Source organism: Streptomyces sp. NBC_01390, assembly GCF_045040105.1.
In the GTDB taxonomy this organism is placed as follows: Bacteria; Actinomycetota; Actinomycetes; order Streptomycetales; family Streptomycetaceae; genus Streptomyces.
Window position 1 is genome coordinate 1,943,115 of the sequence record NZ_CP109551.1, and the last position, 19,239, is coordinate 1,962,353.

Here is a 19,239-nt window from a genome sequence, read left to right on the forward strand (position 1 = left end):
GCCGCATCGCCGCCTGTTCACTGGCGCCGCGCTAGTGGCGGAACGCGCCGCCGCGGCCTAGGGGGCGTGAGTGTGGGGCTCTTCGCAAGGCTGGCGCCTCATGCCGAGGACATTTCACTGCAGGAGGGCTGCGACGGACTCGGGGAGAAGGTCCCGAAGATCGGTGATCTGAACGTGGGCGGCATGTGTCTCGGTGAACTGGGCGACGGACATGCTCGGTGCGCCGAAGACGGTGGTGAAGGTCCGCAGTGCCCCTGGAGTGCGGTCCAGGGCCCAGGCCGCGGTTGAAGTGCTGGTGGTCAGGAAGCGGCGGGGCTCGGGGCCGATCACGAACAGCTCTGCCCGGCGGCCGGAGGTGTCGGCGGCGAGCATCACGAGGTCCTTGAAGGTCTGGCGCTTGCGCATGGTGTCCGCGCCGCGCCAACGAGCGAGCTTGAACTCCGCGATGCGCTGGTCTGTCTCCAGGTCGTACGGGCGGCTCAGGTCGTTGCCGGCGCCGAGGGAGGGGCGGACGGCGATGCGTTCTTCATCCCCGAGGATGTGGGGCAGTACGAGGAGAATGCCGCAGGCGTGGATCAAGTCGTTGATCCGGCCCAAGCTCTCGCGAACCGTGAGCGCTGAGACAAGCAGCTCCGGCACGACGTGGCCGTCCTCGGCGACCCGTATAGCATCCATCCCGCCAGCGCCCTCCAATCGGTGCTCCAGCGAGGCCAGGGCCTGGGTGAGCGGCTGGCGGCTCAGAAAGTCGGCGAGGACCCCCACGGCAGTGCTCAGCCGCTCTGCTTCTTCACGGTCCTGGTGGGCTGAGGAAGTGTCCATGACGGACAGTCTGGCTCTGCATCCCGTCTCCGGTGAGCGTTGGGACGGCTCTCGCCGCTCACAAGCCTGTGGCAGTGCACCGCCACCTCCCGATGCAGGCCGCCGGGCGGTTGCTCGGCGCCCAGGGCCTGCCGCGGTCAGGGCTTGTCCCCGCCAGCAGTCGGCTCGACGCTACTCGTCTGTTCAGCGCCTTCGTCGGTGCCGTGCGACTGGTCGGCCGCTCGGTCGGCTTGTGCGGGAGGTGCTGTTCGCACGACGCGGTCGATGATGATCTTTCGGTAGGTGTCGGCCAGCCGCACCAGGGGGTGCTGCATGACCTCGTCCGCGGGTGGACCGCTCGGTTCGCCGGTCTCCGGGGCGTTGAACTGCTCGATAAGCGTTGCCAGCTCGCCGAGGGCTTCGTTGTGCTGCATTGCGTCGGCGGCTCGGCGCAGGATCACGGTCTCGGCGTCCGTGAGGTGTCCCCCCGAGGCATAGAGCCAGTCCTCCTCGTTGCCGTCGGGAGCACTCGCTGCGGCCGCGTCAGTGAACGCGGCGAGGATCACCTCGTGCACGGCGCTGAGGCGTGCGGGAAGTGACTGGCCGGGCCAGAAGTCCGCCGTCACCTCGGGGATGCCGGCCAGGGTCTCGGCCAGGGCGGCGGCCCTTGGCGGTGGCCAGCCTTCGGGCCAAGCGGAGCGGGCCTGCCACAGTTGCAGGACGGCGGTCCTGGCTTCCTCCGCCCGCGCGGGAGCACTGACATCGCCGGCGCGGGCGGCGTCGTCGGCGGCCTGCATGAGGCGGGCGGTGTGGTGGCTGAGCCAGCGGATGAGCGTGTTGTTGGTGCGTTCTTCGCCGAGCTCCGCGAGGATCCGCTCGCCGAGCTCGGCGAGCGGATCAGCGGACTGTTGCCCGGCCGTCTGCGTGGATGAGGTAGAGCCAGCTTCGGCGGTCGTCGTGGCGGGCGGCTGTGTTGTTGCGGCGTCGTCCAATTTGGACCTCCACGATGAGGCTGTATCCGGTGGTCGCGAGGTACTTCAGGAGCGCGTCGCGAGTCACGTGGACGCGTGATCCGTTGGTTGTCCTGCCTGCGCGGCTGTCGTCAGGGTCGCCGTCCGACCACTGCGTCCACTGGGCGAGGGCGGCCTGGTCTGCTGCAAGGAGCCGGACGCCATCCTGGTCCAGGTGTGCGTGGGTCTGCCGCCGGAAAGCCTGTCCGGGCAAAGGGCCTTCGGTGCGCAGCCCCCGCGCGTAGGGGTCGTGCTCGTCGAGATTCTCGGGTCGCGAGGCGGGGTCGCGCAGCCAGCCGCGCAGCTCGAAGAGCCCATGGTCGACCTCGTGCCCGGTTTCGCCCTCGTCGGGAAGTCTCCAGTCCCTGGGCTCCGTCGCTGCGGCCAGGGCTCGTTGGAGGTCTTCTGCACGGTCAGGGCGCACGAGTGCCGAGGCGACGTAGACATCCTCGTAGCCGCCTGCCCAGGTGATGTTCATGGAGGCGGCGACGAGCACGGACGGGGGCAGGCCGCCGTGCACCAGGCCAAAGATCTCCTCGCTGTCCGTGAGCTGGGGGGCGGCCCAGGCGCTGTCGTCCAGGCCGGAACCGAGGAACAGGTAGGGCTGTGCGGGCGCGGACTCGCTGAGGTCGGCCAGCCATGGTCCGTCGGGCAGCACGTGCCGGGCCAGCCACTCGTCCCAAGGGTCCTCGTTCTCGGTCCATTTCTCGATCAGCATGGGATGGTGCTCGTCGACGAGTTCGCCGGCCGCGGCCAGCATGGAGTGGTACTCCAGGTAGAGCCGCAGACTCTCCTCCGGTGGGATGGAGCCGTGGCCGTGGCCCATGCGGGCCGAGACCCGTTCGCTGCGGAGTTCACGCGTGTCAGTCCACCAGTCCTTCTCGCTCAGGCCCCACTTGTCCAGGATCCAGGTCTCGGCCTTGCGCGCGATCGTGTCGACGGAGAGGCTGAAGACCCCCGCGAGCGGCCGGAACCAGTAGCGGACGGTGTCGAGCGCATCGAAGCGGTAGCGGTCGCCGTCATCGCTGACGCCGCCGCCGTACTCGTCCTTGAGGGTCCGGTCGATGCTGCAGCGGTCGGGGCGGTTCGCGGCCTCGAGCTGGTCACGGGAAGGGTCGTCCGGAGCCGCCAGGGCAAGGGCGGTACGTCGCGCGAGTTCGCGGATCTGCGCGTGCGGCAGGTCGGTGCTGGTGGCGTGCCGGACGAAGACGGCGAGATGCTCTCGCATCAGCGCAGGCTTGTCGCAGGCGACCCGGTGCAGGGCAGTGAGCAGACCCGTGACAGCCGAGAGCGGGTAGAAGTGCAGGGCCGGTGCCCGGTAGGGGGCGGCATCGGTGCGGTCGAGACAGGCGACCAGCGCCGCGACCAGCGGCCGTGCCGTGGCGTGGTCTTGGTGGCTGAGCAGTTCCCTTGTCGCGTGTGCGGCTCGCCACCGGATCTCACGCCGGGGGTGACCGAAGGCGCTCCACAGCAGCGTGGGCAGCGGACTCTCGTCCGGCTCGGGATGTGCCGTCGTGGCGGCGGGGTAGGGGGCGAGAAGTCCGGTGAGGGCGTCGGCTGCGGCAGCGGGTTCGCACAGGCGACCGAGCATGACGGCGACGGTCTGCCAGCCGAACGCGGTCAGGCGCCTCTGCGCACGCGGCAGTGCGCGCAGGATCGCGCTGCGGACCGTGGCGTCGTCGCCGAGGCTGCGCAACTGCCGTGCCAGGCGTGGGGGATCGTACGTCCAGACCAGGTCGGGCAGATGCTCTGCGAGCAGGGCGGTCACAGTGGTCTTGGCCCACGTTTCGACACCCGGCCATTGACGCCACTGCTCGACGAGGCCGGCCAGAGCCTCGATCACGGCCGGCGCGTTGGTGGACGCCAGTGAAGCGGCTGCGTCGAGGGCAGGCAGCCGCTCGGTCATCGGCGCGGCTTCGACGACACGGGTGAGGTGCTGCACCAGCGCGTGACCGTACGGCGCAGCTGTTCCCATGGCTTCGATGTCCGGAGCGAGCGTGCGCCAACTGGCCGCGGACACCGACGCCGCGGGCGCCCCCTCTCCGGGGGAGTCTTCGGTGTCCCCGATCCAGGTGGCCGAGACCCCCTCTGATTCATCAGCTCGGCCCTGCGCAGTCAGAGCGATGACCGGTTCGAGCATCGGCTGAACGGCCGCCGCCTGGTCGAGGGAGCGTGCCGCGTCGACGAGCTGCGAAGCGAGCCGGGGTTGCGATCGAACGGGGACTCGGAGCCGCAGCCACGTGGCGGCGCGGATCAGAGCTGTCCGCGCGGCCGCCCGGCTGCTCGCCGCCCCTGCGGAGGCGAGGTGCCGCGCCACGGTGATCTGGAAGGCGAGGCGCCGTGCGTCGTTGTCGATCAGGTGGTCGAGGGCGAGTGCTTGCCCGCCAGGCAGCGCCCCCGTGGTGACGGCTCCTTCGAGTGCGGCCGGCAATGCCTGCGCGAGTGTGATCCGGTCCTCGTCGTCCCAACGGCTCGCCGTGGCCAGCCCAAGGCGGCAGTCGAGGCCGGCCGCGGCTTTCAGCACATCCTCGTACGGGATGACACCGGCGTCGGTGACGTGCGGGGTGACGGCTTCCACGGCCGCAACCAGGCGCGAGGCTGTGACGGCGCGGTCCGGCGCGGACAGGTCGGCGCGCTGCGCCAGGTCTGCGTGGACGCTGAGCAGCCGGGCCGACTCGTCGTTGATGCCGGCGGCCGCGTCGACGGCCTGGTCGAACAGGTTTCGGCCGAGCTCGGAGTGGATGGTGCCCGCGATGCCGGCGCTCCGGGCCAGGAGCTCCAGGCGGTCCGCGGCGTCGTATCCGTCGTCGCGGGCGGCCTGGGCTGCCTTGAGGCACAGGTCGGCTGCCGTGTTCGGATGGGCTTCGTGCTCGGCCAGCACGTCCGCCAGGTCCAGCCACAGAGTGGGCGCCCCGGCGCGCAGCAGCCCGGGGGCCGCGTCTGCCAAGTGGTCGATGATGACCGCGGGGGCACCCGTCTCGATGGCGGCGCTGGCCACCATTGTCGCCCAGGCGCGGAACTCTCGGTCGTAGGTGAACCAGCGGTACTTGGTGAGTTCGGTGCGCGTCTGCAGACCAGCCGTGCAGAACGCCTCCACGTCCCCGGCGTCGGCCTGGCCCAGGACGGCCCGAACGTGGAGAAGGCTAGCGGTGATCAGCGGGTCGACCCGCTTCACCCAGCCTTCGCGTTCACCGGTGTGCGGGTCGTAGCTGTGGCTGGTGTCCTGAGCCGGTGGTCGCAGGGAGGCGGGGAGCAGTTGTTCGGCGTCCGTCGGGGTGTCGCTCAGGACGGCCGACCCGGCGTGGCTGTAGAGGGTGATCGTTGCCGGGCCCGACGGCGAGGTGAACGCCCACTGGGATGTGGGCAGTTCACCTGCCCAGTGCTCGGCCAAGGCCAGCGTGGACTGACGGTCGCCGAAACGCAGGGCGACGTCGAGGAGCTTGCGGTGCCACGGCGGGTGAGGCTCGGTGGCCGGCACACGGGTGAGGGCGGACGTGACCTCGTCCACCCATGCCGCGGGAGGAGGAGACGCCGTACTGCCGAGATGGGCCAGCACCGGCGCCTGGGCATGCGCGGGCACGCGGTGCCGGATCAGGGCGTCGTATGCCTCCTGGGCATCCAGTTCCCCGGCGAGTCGGGCCGCGAGGCGCTCCGCCACCTCCACGACGAAGGAGGCCGGCCGCCACCGCCGCAGCATGCTGATCGCGGCCTGCATCCCCTCCAGCCGGTACCGTGCCTCCGCGGCGGCTGCCACGTCGTCGGCGCCGACCTCCCAGGAGCTTCCTTCCTCGTCCTGGGAAGCCATCCAGCGCCGCACCCACGCGCCGGCCTTGTCCAGGGCGTTCCTCGTCTCGGCCTGCCGCTGCGGGTCACGTGACAGCACGCCCGCAAGCCGCATCCACACCGGGCCCAGCCACTGGGTATTGCCGTGCCGGGGGGCGTAGGCCTGGAGCAGGTCCACGTCGGCGTACTGGGCCACCAGATCCATGTGGGAGTCGACCAGCTCCGACAGGTTCTTGGAGCGCGATGCGGTGTCGCATCCCCGCGCGGCGAGCCGGACCGCGTCTGACGCCGCTCCAGTCTCGGCAACCGCCAGTGCGGCCAGGCGCAACCGCTCCATCTGGACCTGTTCGCGGCGGAATCCATCGGCGATTCCGGCCGGGGAGTCCTCGGCCAGGACCAGGCCGACCAGCTCCGTCAGCCGCTTCGCCAGGTAGAGATGGGTGGCGACATGCGCCGCGGCGTCCGCGCTGGTCGCGCGCTGTTCAAGAAACAGGTCGGCCAGGCGGCCGTGCGCCTCGACGACCGCCTCGTCGTTCACGCGGCCGCGGACGAACGTCTCGAAGTCCTCGTCCCGGAACTGGATCCGCTCCCCGACGAGTCTGATGCCGGGAGCCAGGCCCTTCGCGAACGCGGTCACCTTCTCGACGGGTACATCGAGCGCGGTCGCCAGGGTGGCCATGCTGACCGGGCGGGCCAGCGCCAGCAGGAACGCGAGCCACCGCTCTCCGCCCGCGTCCGCGCCACCGGCCTGGAGCCCCGACGCGAGCAGCAGCTCGAACATCTGCTGAGGGGTCCGCTCGCTCTTCTCCAGCAGGGTCGCCATGTCCCATGCTTCGGTGCGGGCCTGCTCCAGGGTGTAGTTCTGCGCTCTGGGATTGCCGCCGCTACGACCGTGAAAGTCCAGGCACTCCTCTTCGGAGGCGCCGGGCTGGTAGCGGCGCAGATGCGCGGCCGAGGTCTCAGCCCTGAACGGCGGCAGCGGCACCTGCGCGGCCCCGTCGGCCCCGAGTGAAGGGACGCGGTGCGATCGCGCGGACAGCACCACGGACACACGTCCAGGCAGCGGCAGCCGGACCAGGCCCGTAAGGAAGCTCCGCTCGTCGCGCTCCCTGGCCGCGACCGCACTGTTGTCCGCCGCGTCCACCGCCAAGACCAGCACCGCGCCGTCGGGAAGAGTCGTGACAGCCTGCTCGAGTGTGCGGCCCAGCCTGCGCCACAGGTCCCCTTCGTCGGCCGGGGCCTGCACCAGCAAAGGGGTGCCGCAACGCTGCGCCACCTCGTTCACGACCTGGGTGACGAACCGCCTGGGGGTGTGCCGTTCCTCCCCTGCGCTGAGGTACTCGCCCGCCCCATAGCAGTCGAACAGCACCACCTGCGAGCCGTCCGGAAGGTGTTCCCCGATCTGCCGCATCGCCGTGGTCTTCCCGACGCCCGCGTCACCGTGCGCGACGGTCAGCCTGCCGATGTAGGCCGTGACCGCTGCAGCGATGGCCTCGGCGCCCACCGTTGGCAGCGGGTTCTGGAGCGGCTCCAGGTGTGACGGCGCCGGATAGAGGTCGAGCAGGTCGGCGACGCCCAGCGTCGCCAACACATCCTGGGCGGTGACGCCGCTCCGGCCCGACCCCGGCAACGCCTGCTGACGGACCAGGTCGAAGAGCCGGTTTGCCGAGTCCAGGCCGTGTCCGGGCGTCAGCACGCTCGCTCCCGACCTCACTGCCCGCGCGAGCGCGGTGCGGTCCAGTGTCCCGGTCGTCGACAGGTCCAGGAGCTGCAGGAAGCGGCAGAACTCAGCGCTCTTCAAACGCTGCCCGATGGTGCCGGCCAGCGTGCCGATCACCGCGGCCTGATCGGCCGGAAGGGCGGCCTTCAAAGCCGCCGTGGTCGGGGCGGTCTGCCCGGCCGACCATTGCGCTGCTGTTCGCACGCTCTCCAGCAGCAGGGGATCCCCGGGGCAGTTGCTCACCAGCGCGATCCGGGCCTTGCCCAGTGCCTGGTCACCGTGGTCGTCCCGAAAGCGCGTGTACGCGGTCGCGAGATCGGCGATCACCGACCGTTCCGAGTCCACCTTCCCCTCCGCCTTCTTGACCCGCTTCTGGCACAGGCGGGCAGCCGTCCACGCAGTCTCCGCGTGCCGGGTGCTGTACTTCAACTGCGACAGCACAATCCGGTCCGCGCTCGCTACGTCACGTCCCCCGAAATACTCGGCGACATCGACCGTTTCGTACTGCTCGTCCGGGTCGTCAACAAGAGCGAGGCCCTCGACCGTGACAAGCTCAAGCTCCATGCCAGGGGAAACGAGCTCGAGAGCCCGCCCGGCCGTCCACCAGAAGTGGAAATCATCCCCCGCATTGGACTCGGTCGCGCCCACCCGCACTCCTCCCGCACCACCGACGACACGCCACAACCTACTCCGGTCAGACCGCAGCCTGGACGCAACGAGCGCAGCCGAAGACGGCATGGGGGAAGCCAACCGCCTCGTGATGACGGGCCTTGAGCGACGAGTGGGTGCCCTGGGGCAGCCGGCCCTGCTGGAGGGGCCGCGTTGTCGTAGCCGTACGCCGCGTACGCCACCCACACGCGCCGCCCCTGCTGCACCGCACCTCCCAGCCGCCGGGCACCGGCCACGACCCCCGCCGCGCCAAGGCGGCCGCGATCACTTCCATGACGTCGCGATGCCCTTCGGCGGGCAGTTCCTTAAGCGCATCCTCGACCTGAACGGACAGATCCACCCTGAACGCCATCACACATCCCCGTTCTCGTTGGGACGGCGACGTCCGACGAGGCGGGCTCTCTTGCGTGGGCCTGTGGATAACCCCTGTGAGTCCGGGTGCGCGGAGTTGCACGGCCGTCCGAGGAACAAGTCAGGCCTTCGGCTGGGGCAGCTGTCCGGGCCGGACTTCGACGAGTTCCACGTCAGTGCAACCGGCATCCTCCAGGCGCTGCTTCTGCCTCTCCCCGCTCGCCGCGTCGTAAGCGACGGCTGATGCGCGGTGCACTCCCTCAAGATCGGTCCAGGTGAGCCCAAAGTTGATCATGTTAATGGTCATGGGCCCATCATTGCCGCTGACACTGACAGTACCTATTTCCGGCCGGGATCTATCCCCGTGGCCGGTTTGTCGTACATGGTATGCGAACGGCCCCTCACCCCCAGGTGGAGGCCCTCGGGCCCGGCCACTTCCCCCGTGGCGGCGGGGCCCGCCACGCCCCCGGGCTCCCCACGGGAAGCCCAACGGTGCCCGCGCGCCGGCTTATCGGGGGTACGAAACCGATCGTGGGGTCCGCATACAGCGCGACCTCCCGGCCGACGGGCTCGAACCCTCCCCCGCCCCCTACCGGGCGAAGCTGCACCCCCATACAGCCTGTCCCACTTCGGTCCCACATTCCCTACCGATCAATAGACCCTTTACTTCCGAATCAGTCGCATATGAGCGGGATTTCGCATCCACTGACGAGCGGATGCAGGCGCAGGCTCGGGACCGATGTGGGACTTCGGCCACATCACCTGGTGGCATTCTCGGCCAACGCATGATCCGGTAAGGGGATGAAGCGGTCATCTCGGATGGGCGGGTGCCAGCGAAATGGGGCAGATGTGAGACCCCCTAAACCGTAGATTGGCGCACGGCAAGGCGCGAGAGTGGGACTTCCCACCGCATCAGGACCAGTCGGGCGACCACCCTCGTGAGAGACCCATACCCATGCCGTGCGTTGAACTCGGCGTACTCCCCTGTTCAGAGGATCTATGCACCCGCACGCCCGATGCCAACGTTGAGCCGGGACCACACGAGGCTCAGCAACCGGGCACCCGTGCTCACCAGTTCGCCGACACCCGGCAGCTGGCAGACGTTGAAGAGTCCCTAGTGCAGTCGGCCTCGTCGGCCATACCCGCAGTGGGAACCATCGCGATCACCAAAGCCGAAGCCTCGGTCAGTTCACCAGCCGCTTCTCGCACATCCATCTCACAGGGCTCTTCCCGGAAACCGGAGTGTCAATCGTCATCACCGCCGCATCGGTGCCCAGCCCACTCTGACCACCCTGGCGAGAAAGGCTCATGCAGGAGACCGAGGGTGGTGTTCAGCCCAGTGGGCTAGGTCCCGGCCAGCCACCAGGGTCATGCGCCCCCCAGCTCCCACACACCGGCTAGGCCTTCGGAGCCGTGCGGATCCTCTTCTCCGTGCTCTCGGGGTCATCAGGTCACCTGGGTGCCCAGATGACGAACGCGAGGCGTCCGCGCGCCAGCCCGCGAGGGGCAGGCCCAAAAGAAAAAGGACCATGCCGAATACTACGATCCGCCCCACCGCTCCCCTCGACGACGCCGAACTCAACCAGCGCATAACCGCCAGCCGCACCCTGTCGGTTGCTCTGCGCGCGGCCGGCATCCGGTCGCTCTGCGATATGGGGAAAACGCTGCAGGATCCGGCCGTTACTGTGAGCCTGTTGCCCAGCCGCTGGGCTCCAGTCACCGTTCTGGATGGCACGGACATGCCTGACCAGTCCGCGGCTACCGTACTGAGGCACGGCTTGCACAGCCTGTCCATCGCGTCCGACACCAGCGTCGAGACCTTCGGTCCCGAGACAGCCTTGCGAGTCAAACTTCCGACGTGCGGCGACGCGCTACGCCTTGCGCAATGGTTCATGGAGCTCCTGCCGCCCCCGCACGCCGCAGCCCAGCAACTGCGGGACGTCCTGGAGAACCTGGGCATCGGCGCTGGAGACATTCATGTCACCGGGGCTCTAATCCATTTCGGAGGTCTGGGCGTACACGATGCGGTTGCACTGGGCCGTTTCTTGTACGACATCCCGGGGCCCGCACTAGACCCGGACGACGGCTGGCACGCTGTGGAATACCTGGCCAGCCGCACTGGGGCCATCTTGAGTGCCGAATCCGGGCACGTGGTCATGGTCAGGGCGGATCCCGCCTGCAGCACGTGCTCGCGCTCGCCACGGCTCCAGGTCGGTGACCTGACGGTAACCGCAACGCTCCGCTTGACCGCGGCCTTGGAGGAAGCAGCGGAGTCCCGCGACACCCAGCGGGACTGACGCTCCGGAACCGGCAGTCCCGGCCCGTAGTGTCGGGTGGCCGGAGCGCGTTGCCGCGCGCCCCGGCCTGCCAGCGAGGTGGGCGCGTAGAAGAACGGCGCCGCTGCGTACAAGGTCCGCCTCACAGGCGTACGAGATGGCCACCGCGGTCGTCCGCCTCCCGCGGTCCGCCCCGGTGACTTCAGTGCCTGCTACGGCCCCCAGCACTCCTCAACCCGATCAGTTGCCGACAGCACGCCCCGTCTGGCCGACCACGCACAGGACTTGTCATCACGCCACGGCTTGCCACTGCCAGGGACGTGCCCCGTGGTGACCTCGAATGCAGGCGAGCCGATAGAATGCTTGGTCGTTCGCGCTTGGGTCTTGGCCTGCGGTCTGGAAGGCGAAGGAAACAAGTCTGAGTTCGCGAATGCCCCGGAGGATCGGGTAACCGGCCCACGCCATAACGTCATGGCCGTACGCCTCGCAGAACTTGGCATAGGCAGCGCCCGACACCTTCCCGAAGGTGTCCGCTGCTACGGCAGTCGACGTCAAATCCCATTCTGGGGGGGCCGTACGCGCAGCGCTCGAAATCCATCAGCACATCGCCGTTAGCGGTAACAGCTACGTTTCCTCCCCATGCATCACCGTGGATGACGCATTGCGGAAGGCCAGGCGGCAGATCACGCCACGCTTCCCTGAGATCGTCTAGTCGACGTAGTAGCCAGATCTGATCATTCGCGTTCACGGATCGAGCAGCTTCTATGCGGTCCGCGATTCGTACGAACGGATCCATCTCGTCGAGCTTGAACGACGGTTTGGCAGACCATGCAGCTGACGCAGAAGAGGAGCAAGGTTAGAGGAATCGCCTGCTCGATGCGGAGGCAGCTCCTCCCAGAAGGTGGCTGCTCGCCCGTCTACAGTGATGGGCTGTTCGATATCCAGCGGACGCACGGCCGGCACGCCGCGCTGACTGAGCCACCTTGTCACCACAACCTCTCGGGCGGCAGCGGCCTCTTGACCTGGACGCGCGATCCGGACAACAACTCGGCCCGGGAGACGCCAGATGTCGTTCTCTGCTAGGCGGATGGACTCTGCGCCCTCGATGCCCATGCCTACGGTTTGGACGACCTTCTGGAGGACGGCGTACGACTCGTGGGTGTGGGGCGATGTCATGCTTGAACGGTAGTGCGGATGCGTTCGCGCAGTTCAGCTACTTCCGACCTTCGGCTACGTGGAGCCGCGATGCGCCGCAGTTCCAGGACGTCGTCGACTGCACGCTTGGAACGAAGGCATCACACTTCGTCGAGGCGCGGTTGCCGACCACCACCGCTCCTTGCGGCAGCCGTCGTGGTCAGTAGGTTGACACAGCGAAAGCCCGTGTCGTTGTCGGACATGGTGGCGTTGGCGTCGTTGGTCAGAGATGGCGCAGAACGAGTGAACGGGCTGGTGAAGGCGCTGCCCTTCAATTCGTAGCGCCCATTCTCGGTCGTTGTGGAGCACCACTCCCACGCGTTGCCGCACATGTCGAACACTCCGTAAGGACTCACTCCTGATTGATACCGGCTGACTGGCGTGGTATGTCCTATCTCAGAGTCTTGAACGTTGCACTTAGCAGCCGTTGGGTCGTCACCCCATGGATACCTGCGACCTTTTGGACCGCGTGCGGCCTTCTCCCACTGCTCGCCAGTTGGCAGGGCCTTGCCGGCCCACGCGGCGTACGCCGAGGCGTCATACCACGTGACCCAGACCACGGGATGGTCGAAGAGGTTGTCTGGATAGCGGCCACCCGGCCAGTGTTTTGGTGGCCGGTGTCCGGTGGCCCGTACGAACCGCTCATAGTCGGCATTGGTGGTCGGGTAGGCATCGATCCGGAAGGCCTCCACCCAGATCGGGATGTCCTCAGTTCCAGACAAATAGATGCCTTCGTCAATGAGGAGCATGATTTTGCCGTCGACCGGGTGCTTCACACTGCGTGGGTCGCTGCGGAGCAGCTCCTCGGCTCGCTCGTCGTGCTCAACGGCGGCCTTCTCCGTGAGGAACGCAGCGAATCGCTGCTGCGCATCGCTGCCAGCGCGGGCGAGCAGGGTGTCAAGCGCCTCCTGGTTGCCGGGGCGCAGGCGGATGGTCTCGCCCCGGCTCTCCCAGGTCACTAACTGGCGGTGACTCACGCCAACTAGGGCAGCAAAGTCTTTGCCACTCTTACGCACGGCCTCCCGTAGAAGCCCGACTTCCCTGCCTGTCCACCTAGCCACCCCCGTCATGTTCGTTCCTACAGCGTTTCGCCCGGAATCGACATATACGCTTCCCGCAGCTTGCTGAGCATCGGGTGCTCGATGGCCATGGGCGTGTCGTCTATGGCTGACAGCGCACGGACGCCGATGGAAGTGTTGGTGGCGAACGCAACGTGCATGCGCTTGGCCTGCTTGAGGGAGACACCGGAGACCTGATGGTCAACCTGCTGCTGTAGCAGTGCCATGGTCACTCCCGGCAGCACCGGAGCCTTCGGCCAGATCACGCCTTGATCGTTGAGGAAACCCACGTTCCATGTGCCGCCCTCAGATACGTGGCCGTCTGGACCAACGAACAAGGCGTCGTCAAATCCCTTGAGCTGCGCTGCGCGTCGGGCGTGCAGCGCTCCGAAGAGCCCGGTGTGCTTCACCGCGGGGAGGTCTCGCTCGTACTGAACGCTCATGGCACGCAATGGTGGCGGAGGCATGGCGCCGGCAGGCCGCCTGGTCACCAACACACGCGGCTGACCGGCATCTGCTGGGTGTCCCATGTCGACCGTGGGGTCGTAAATGGTGACACGGATAACGCACGGTCCATCGTGTCCGTCCAGGGCCTGTCGAACGTAGTCGCGGACGCGGACGCTGTCCAAGTCGGCCCCCCACACGGTCTTGCAATCCCGAACGAGTCGTTCCAAATGCAGAGCGAGACCAGTGATCCGGCCGTCGGCGCCGACACGCATGGATGTGAAGTGGCCCAGGTTTGTGAGCGCCAAGGGGAGCAGGTCATCGGGAGTCACGGGCTGTCCGTCAAGTGTCGCCATGGCTCACAGCATGTCAGGAAGGGCCTCGGTAACGGCACCCCGAACAGAGTTACTGACGGGTCAACTTCATTGGAACTTCCTTCCTTCTTCATCTGGTCTGCTGTTCGCTGGTCACATCGCAAGCACTGCCTGTGACAATTCGGAAGACACCCCCCGTGACCCCGTACGCGAACCTCCCGGCATCAACCGCCTCTGCGGCTGGGCGCACTGGCCCTGCCGCCGTTGAAGGCGGGACAGCTTCGGATGGCCCCGCGGGAACTCTCTCGTCCCCGCCCGTCTCGGCATGCACGGTGTGGAGGGTGCTCACACACTCGGCCAAACGCGAAGGGGGCCGACGATGTTTCGCCGGCCCCCTTCCGAGCCGTCCGTTACGCGGCGATCAACTGCGCCTCACGGTTCCGCACACCGTCCAGGAAACACGCCCATTCGTGGAACGTGAACTCGTGCGATTGGCTGGCCACACCGTCTCCGTCTCTCAGGATCACCAGCTGCTCCGCAACGGTGACAACGATGCGGCCTACGGTCGGGCGTTCACCCCGCAAGCGAGCCAGGAGGTCCTGCCAGTCACTGACCGGGTAGATGTGAGCAGCCTTAGTCACGTCCTTGCTGTCGCGCACGGCCATGAAGTCACCGCCCAGGGAGGCGACTTCAACGCATCCCTGCGCGGTCTCGGACATCCTGGCCTTGCGCCACACGGCGGTGCTCAGATCGGGGGTGGGCATGGCTCACATCTCCTTGAGTGCGTTCCGCAGCCACCGCTCAGACTCGGGCTTGTCGAGCGCAGAGCCGCGGAGTTCAGCGTGGGTCTTCTCGAAGCGCCGCATGTCTGGCGATTTCTGCAGGTAGAGGTTTCCGCCGGGGCTGTCCACGTAGGCCACCGACGGCTCGGACGGATCGGGAAAGTCCAAGATCGTGAAACTGCCGTTGAGCGCGCCGTGCGCACCCTTGTCGTACGGCAGGATCTGGACGGTGATGTTGGGGGCTTCCATGCTGCGGAGAAGGTGCTCCAGCTGGGCGCGCAACACGTCGCGGCCTCCGACCTCGCGCCGGAGGGCTGCCTCATCCAAGACGGCGATGAGTTCGAGTGGGTTTTCCGGCTGCAGCAGGCTCTGGCGCTGCCTCTCCAGGTGGAACGCGGCGAGTCGGTCGACCTCTTTTGCCGGGGCACTTGGCGAGGTGGCCCGCAGAACGGCACGGAGGTAATCCTCGGTCCGAAGCAGGCTGTGCACTACCGCGAGAGCGAAGACCTTCAGGGACGCCGCTTCGGCCTCAAGCTGCACGTAGTTCGCCAGGCTGGCCGGCATCACGTCCTTGTAGGCGTCCCACCAACCTTCGTCCTTGATCTCCGAGAGCAGCTTGAGCAGGGTGCCCGTCGTCTCCTTATCGGCGCCGTAAAGCTCCGCCAGGGCCTTGACCTCGATCAACTGCGGGGTCCGTTTGCCGGTTTCGATGCGGCTGATCGTCGGATTCGACCGACCGATCCCTGCACCCGCCTGCACGATCGTCAGTCCAGAAGATTCACGCAGCGCACGAAGATGCTCGCCGAGAAGACGACGCTTCCCGGCAGACCCACGAGAAGTGGTGCTCATACGGCGCTGCTCCCCTTTCGACACACGTTGGCGACTACGGAGCAAGTGTGCCGTACGGACGGGTCGGGGTGCATGGGCCGGGTCCATGAAGCCTCCACTGCCTGAAGAAATTTCGTGAATCTTCTGCCTGAAGTTGCTAACAGAAGATTCTAGGGTCCATCCTAGGGTGACCAGCTCGCGACAGACGGCGCTCTGAGGGCGCCTCCAGCTCTGATCAAGGGATGCCTCATGCGGCCAAGCACGGCCTTCGTTCTCCGGCGCTCAGTCCCCGGAGTCGGCGTGCGGCCCATGCGTCAGCGGCTGACGGAAGCCAGTTCCGTCACGGTGGCTGCCGACGCCCGTCTCGTCCCGTCAGAGGGCAAGGGAAGGCGACGAGAAGTGCGGAAGAACTCCATGACCAATCCTCCGGCCCTCTCGGCAGAGTGGTCGGTATCTGCCGACCCGCGCCAAGTAGGCATCGTCCGGCGCGAGGCCGCCGCCCAGGTCGACAAGTGGGGGCTGCCCGACCTCGTCGACCCCGTCCGCCTCCTGCTCACCGAGCTGCTCACCAACGCGATCGAGCACACGAACGGCGCGCGGGTGGACACACGGCTCTCGCACAACGAAGGCATCCTGGAGATCGAAGTCAGCGATCTCGGTGACGGGCAGGCTCGGCTCAAGAGGCCCGACGAGCAGCAGGAGAACGGCCGCGGTCTGATGATCGTCGACACGCTTGCTCTGGCTTGGGGCACACGCCCTCGATCTGGCAGCAAGGGCAAATCCACGTGGTGCACCCTCGATGCAGAGCAAGCCAACTCCGTGCTCTCCGTGCAGAGGCCCGCATCGGCGTCCTCGCACCACGGGAGGAAGTCCGAACCCCCGCCACGCGCCGCTCTCTCGCTGGCGCGATGGCTGTATCACGGCGCGCAGCGCCTCCGATCCAGCGTCTCCGGTCCAGCCGCTTTCCCAGGCCTCGCGGCCAAGTTCCCTGACGCCACGGCGAAGGTGGTAGCTGCGGCATGATCACCGAGTCTCCAGGCGGACAGGTCGAGATTGCTGGCCGCCACGTCTCCCGCCTTGGCCTGAGCACAATGCACCTTGCCGGCCGCGGGGCGTGGGGTGAACCGACAAGCAGGAGTGCCGCGCTTGAGCTGTTGCGCACCGCGGTGTACACGCACGGCATCACTCATCTCGACACGTCGGACGCGTACGGCCCGCACGTGGTCGAGGAGCTGATTCGCGAGGCTCTGCACCCATACCCCGAAGGCATGCTCATTGCCACGAAGGTGGGGATGGTCAGGCCGAGTCGGGACCATTGGGCCCCGTTGGGACGCCCGGCGTACATCCGCGCCGCCGTGGAAGCGAGCCTTCGCCGTCTCGGTGTGGATCGGCTTGGTCTGTGCTATCTGCAACGGCTGGACCCTGAGGTCGACGTGGCAGATCAGATCGGGGCTCTCGATGCTTTGCGCCAAGAGGGAAAGGTCGGGTACCTCGGGCTGGCCGATGTACCGCCGGCGGACGTGCGCTGGGTGTCGCACTTCACGGGAGTCGACGTCGTCCAGAGTCGGCTCAGTCTGGAGGACCAGGACGATCCGCTCCTTGATCTCTGCAGGGACAAGGGGATCCCGTACGTGGCGAGCCGGCCTCTGTGCTCCGGCCAGCTCGCTGGGGACGTCCCCGCCGCGCTGTCGTGGGTGCTCAACCAAGGGGGCCACGTCGCGGTCATTCCGGGCACCTCCTCCGCCCAGCACCTGGCGGAGCTCGTCCAAGCTGCATCCGACTCCGCCGGCCATCTCTCCGGTCAAACCCGTGACCCCCGACGAGGGCCTCATCCCCTCACCCCTTAGCCGGTCACCGGGGCGCGCGGCACGTCTCGACTGCAACGGCCCATCCCCCGTGGCCGGAACCAGCCGACGGCGATGCCCGCCCCGGTGGCCTCCCACCCTTTCCTGTCCAGCTCCGCCGACCACGTTTTGAAGGGCCATGACTCCCACCCCGCTTCCTCGCCAGCGTCGACAGTTGCGGTGCTCGCCAGGCCTCGGCGGCACTTTGCCGGTCATGCTGCCCATCGCGCGCACGGTGCCGGCGGCCGTGACGACGAGTGGCGCCACGGCTCCCGGGCCGAATCACGCCTTCGCACGGAAGTTCGCTCCTGGTGGGAACAGGGCGGGCAGGTCTGCGGAGCCGTCGGCGCTCGTGTTGGGGGTGCTCTAGTGGCTTCTCCTGCGCTCCCCCGAGCCGTATACCGGACGCTGCTCAGGGCTCTTCTTGAGCAGAACGGCTGGTTGAGCTGGGGACGGTTCGAAACGCTGTACGCGAACGCCGCCAAGCGAGTTGCCGCCCGGGAGGGCGGCACGCCGGTGAGTGTTTCGCGGGCGACCTATTGGCGCTGGATCGCTGGCGAGTCCACGCCTGAGGGGCTTGCTCAGCAGGTGCTGGAGGAGCTCTTCGGGATCGGTTTCGAGCTGCTGATGGGTCCGGCCCCAGACCGTGAAGTCGAACTGCCCGGTGTGCTGGACGTGACCTCCCGTGCCGCCGCGATGCTCGTGGACTCCAGGTGGTCCACGTCGATGCTCTACCCGACCACGCCGGTGGCGGGCGTCGACGGCTCCTGGTACCTCGATGGCGTGGATCTGCTGGACCCCACTTCCGTGGCTGTCCAGATGTACGAGGCCATCGATCACTCCGATGCCGACGTTGTCGCTATCGGGCCGGCCGACTATCCGCACGTTCGGCAGTTCGTTCGGCCGTCTCGGCGCGCGTTGCTGCTGGCCTCCGTACCGGAGGGCCGCAACGGAGGCGGCGAGGGCAGCCTGTACGTGCTGGACGCCGCCCATGCCCGTCGGCTTCTGGCGCCCGAGCGGCCGGTTGAGTTGCTCCGAATACCCAGCGCGTACCGGCTCGATGAGCTCACCTTCGCCGTCGTGCACGGCCTGGTCGCCGCGGACAACGCGCTGGGCGCCGATGACCGGCTGCTCGACGCCGAGGAGCAGGGTCTGGAGCAGCATCTAGCGAAGGAACGTTCCGTGTACGCCCGGGAGGCGGTGCCGGGTCTGTCCCAGGTCGGGGCAGCGTGGCTCGGTTCGCGGTTCTGTTCCCGTCACGCCCTGCGGTGGCTGACGAAGAGCGGGGCGCCCAGCACGTTGTGGAGCCGGGCGCAGATCGGCGAAGAGGTCCTTCCGCTGCTCTTGTTCCGTCAGCAGCACGAGTTCATCGCCGAGTTCCAGAGGTTGGCGGCTGGCGGAGGCGAGCAGCCGGGGATGGTTCTGTGCGTACCTGAGGACGTCGTGTCCGCGAGCCCTCTCTATGAACGGATCATGTTCTTTCTGGCTCTGGCGTGGCTGGAGATGCGCGGCCTGGCGACCTGGCTGTGCAGCGAGCCGGAGTACGCAAAGTTCGACGAGTTCGTGCTGGTGCCCGGCGAGCAGGCCGTGGTCGGCACCTGGATGAGGGCCAAGGACCACATCTGGTCCGCAGACGTGGCTGTCCGCAAGGCGCAGATTCGCGAGTTCGATCTGGCGGTGCTGCACGCTCGCACGCACAGCGTCACCCAGGGCGGATCGTCACGCGCGAGGCTTCGTGCCGCAGTCGAGTACCTGGGGCTCGAGCAGATCTGGGACACCTTTCCTCAGCGTTGTGCCGAACTGGGCGACTACGGCACGGTCGACATGCTGCAGGTCCGCAGCCGTCTGATCTCGCTCGACGAGGTCGACCACGCCCTCCGTTACGTCGGAGGACTCGGCTCGGCATGACGCAATCACCCGCTCACGGGCCCTCGCTTGCCCGTCCGTCGAGGAACACGACCGCGCTCCCGCGCGACGCCCCTGCCGCTGGTGCCCGCCGCCCACCAAGTGCCGTTGCCACTACCGGATCTGCGTTCCCCGGTGTTGTTGGTGCCTGTCTGTCCCCTGTTTCCAAGGATCTTGATGTCAACGCCCTTTGACCCTGACGGCCGAAGCCGCCGCAATGATCGTTCTCGTGGAAAGCACGCGCCGCAGACACTGGAAGGCTT

14 protein-coding genes are annotated in these 19,239 nt (G+C 67.6%); 4 read left to right on the forward strand and 10 right to left on the reverse strand.

The genetic code is table 11. The annotated features are described in order from the left end of the window. Positions 1-114: 114 nt before the first annotated feature. From OG241_RS08690 to OG241_RS08705, 4 genes are all read right to left on the reverse strand, one after another. On the reverse strand, positions 115-819 hold the full coding sequence (locus OG241_RS08690) for a PE-PGRS family protein (protein WP_405814652.1): 705 nt from the start codon (positions 817-819) through the stop codon (positions 115-117). A gap of 137 nt (positions 820-956) precedes the next feature. Next, on the reverse strand, positions 957-1,790 hold the full coding sequence (locus OG241_RS08695; protein WP_405814653.1) for a hypothetical protein: 834 nt from the start codon (positions 1,788-1,790) through the stop codon (positions 957-959). Beyond that, positions 1,696-7,875 carry a hypothetical protein gene (locus tag OG241_RS08700; RefSeq protein ID WP_405814654.1) on the reverse strand — a complete coding sequence of 2,060 codons (6,180 nt, stop codon included), beginning with the start codon at positions 7,873-7,875 and terminating at the stop codon, positions 1,696-1,698. Before OG241_RS08700 ends, OG241_RS08695 begins: the two co-directional genes overlap by 95 nt. A gap of 577 nt (positions 7,876-8,452) precedes the next feature. Then, positions 8,453-8,638 carry a hypothetical protein gene (locus OG241_RS08705; RefSeq protein WP_405814656.1) on the reverse strand — a complete coding sequence of 62 codons (186 nt, stop codon included), beginning with the start codon at positions 8,636-8,638 and terminating at the stop codon, positions 8,453-8,455. A 1,222-nt stretch (positions 8,639-9,860) separates the two neighbouring features. Between OG241_RS08705 and OG241_RS08710 the strand changes: the two genes are divergently transcribed. Then, complete coding sequence (locus OG241_RS08710; protein ID WP_405814657.1) at positions 9,861-10,628, forward strand: hypothetical protein; 768 nt, start codon at positions 9,861-9,863, stop codon at positions 10,626-10,628. 448 nt (positions 10,629-11,076) lie between these two features. Here OG241_RS08710 and OG241_RS08715 read toward each other — a convergent pair whose 3' ends face one another. The 6 genes from OG241_RS08715 to OG241_RS08740 all read right to left on the reverse strand — a co-directional run bounded on the left by OG241_RS08715 (position 11,077) and on the right by OG241_RS08740 (position 15,248). Then, positions 11,077-11,403: a phosphotransferase family protein gene (locus OG241_RS08715; protein ID WP_405814658.1), complete on the reverse strand. Its 327-nt coding sequence runs from the start codon at positions 11,401-11,403 to the stop codon at positions 11,077-11,079. Continuing rightward, complete coding sequence (locus tag OG241_RS08720; protein WP_405814659.1) at positions 11,370-11,783, reverse strand: phosphotransferase; 414 nt, start codon at positions 11,781-11,783, stop codon at positions 11,370-11,372. Before OG241_RS08720 ends, OG241_RS08715 begins: the two co-directional genes overlap by 34 nt. A 119-nt stretch (positions 11,784-11,902) precedes the next feature. After that, on the reverse strand, positions 11,903-12,871 hold the full coding sequence (locus OG241_RS08725; protein ID WP_405814660.1) for an SUMF1/EgtB/PvdO family nonheme iron enzyme: 969 nt from the start codon (positions 12,869-12,871) through the stop codon (positions 11,903-11,905). 8 nt (positions 12,872-12,879) lie between these two features. Continuing rightward, entirely contained in the window at positions 12,880-13,659 is a 780-nt protein-coding gene (locus tag OG241_RS08730; protein ID WP_405814661.1) for an aminotransferase class IV family protein, read from the reverse strand. A gap of 368 nt (positions 13,660-14,027) precedes the next feature. Beyond that, entirely contained in the window at positions 14,028-14,381 is a 354-nt protein-coding gene (locus tag OG241_RS08735) for a DUF397 domain-containing protein (protein ID WP_405814662.1), read from the reverse strand. A 3-nt stretch (positions 14,382-14,384) separates the two neighbouring features. After that, positions 14,385-15,248, reverse strand: a complete 864-nt coding sequence (locus OG241_RS08740; protein WP_405814663.1) for a helix-turn-helix domain-containing protein — start codon at positions 15,246-15,248, stop codon at positions 14,385-14,387. 393 nt (positions 15,249-15,641) lie between these two features. On the opposite strand from OG241_RS08740, the gene OG241_RS08745 reads away from it, so the two are divergent. The 3 genes from OG241_RS08745 to OG241_RS08755 all read left to right on the forward strand — a co-directional run bounded on the left by OG241_RS08745 (position 15,642) and on the right by OG241_RS08755 (position 18,979). Further along, positions 15,642-16,250 (forward strand): ATP-binding protein, encoded by a 609-nt coding sequence (locus OG241_RS08745; protein WP_405814664.1) that lies wholly within the window; start codon positions 15,642-15,644, stop codon positions 16,248-16,250. After that, positions 16,247-17,074 (forward strand): aldo/keto reductase, encoded by an 828-nt coding sequence (locus OG241_RS08750; RefSeq protein ID WP_405814665.1) that lies wholly within the window; start codon positions 16,247-16,249, stop codon positions 17,072-17,074. Before OG241_RS08745 ends, OG241_RS08750 begins: the two co-directional genes overlap by 4 nt. A gap of 366 nt (positions 17,075-17,440) precedes the next feature. Beyond that, positions 17,441-18,979: a hypothetical protein gene (locus OG241_RS08755; protein ID WP_405814666.1), complete on the forward strand. Its 1,539-nt coding sequence runs from the start codon at positions 17,441-17,443 to the stop codon at positions 18,977-18,979. Positions 18,980-19,239: the final 260 nt, after the last annotated feature.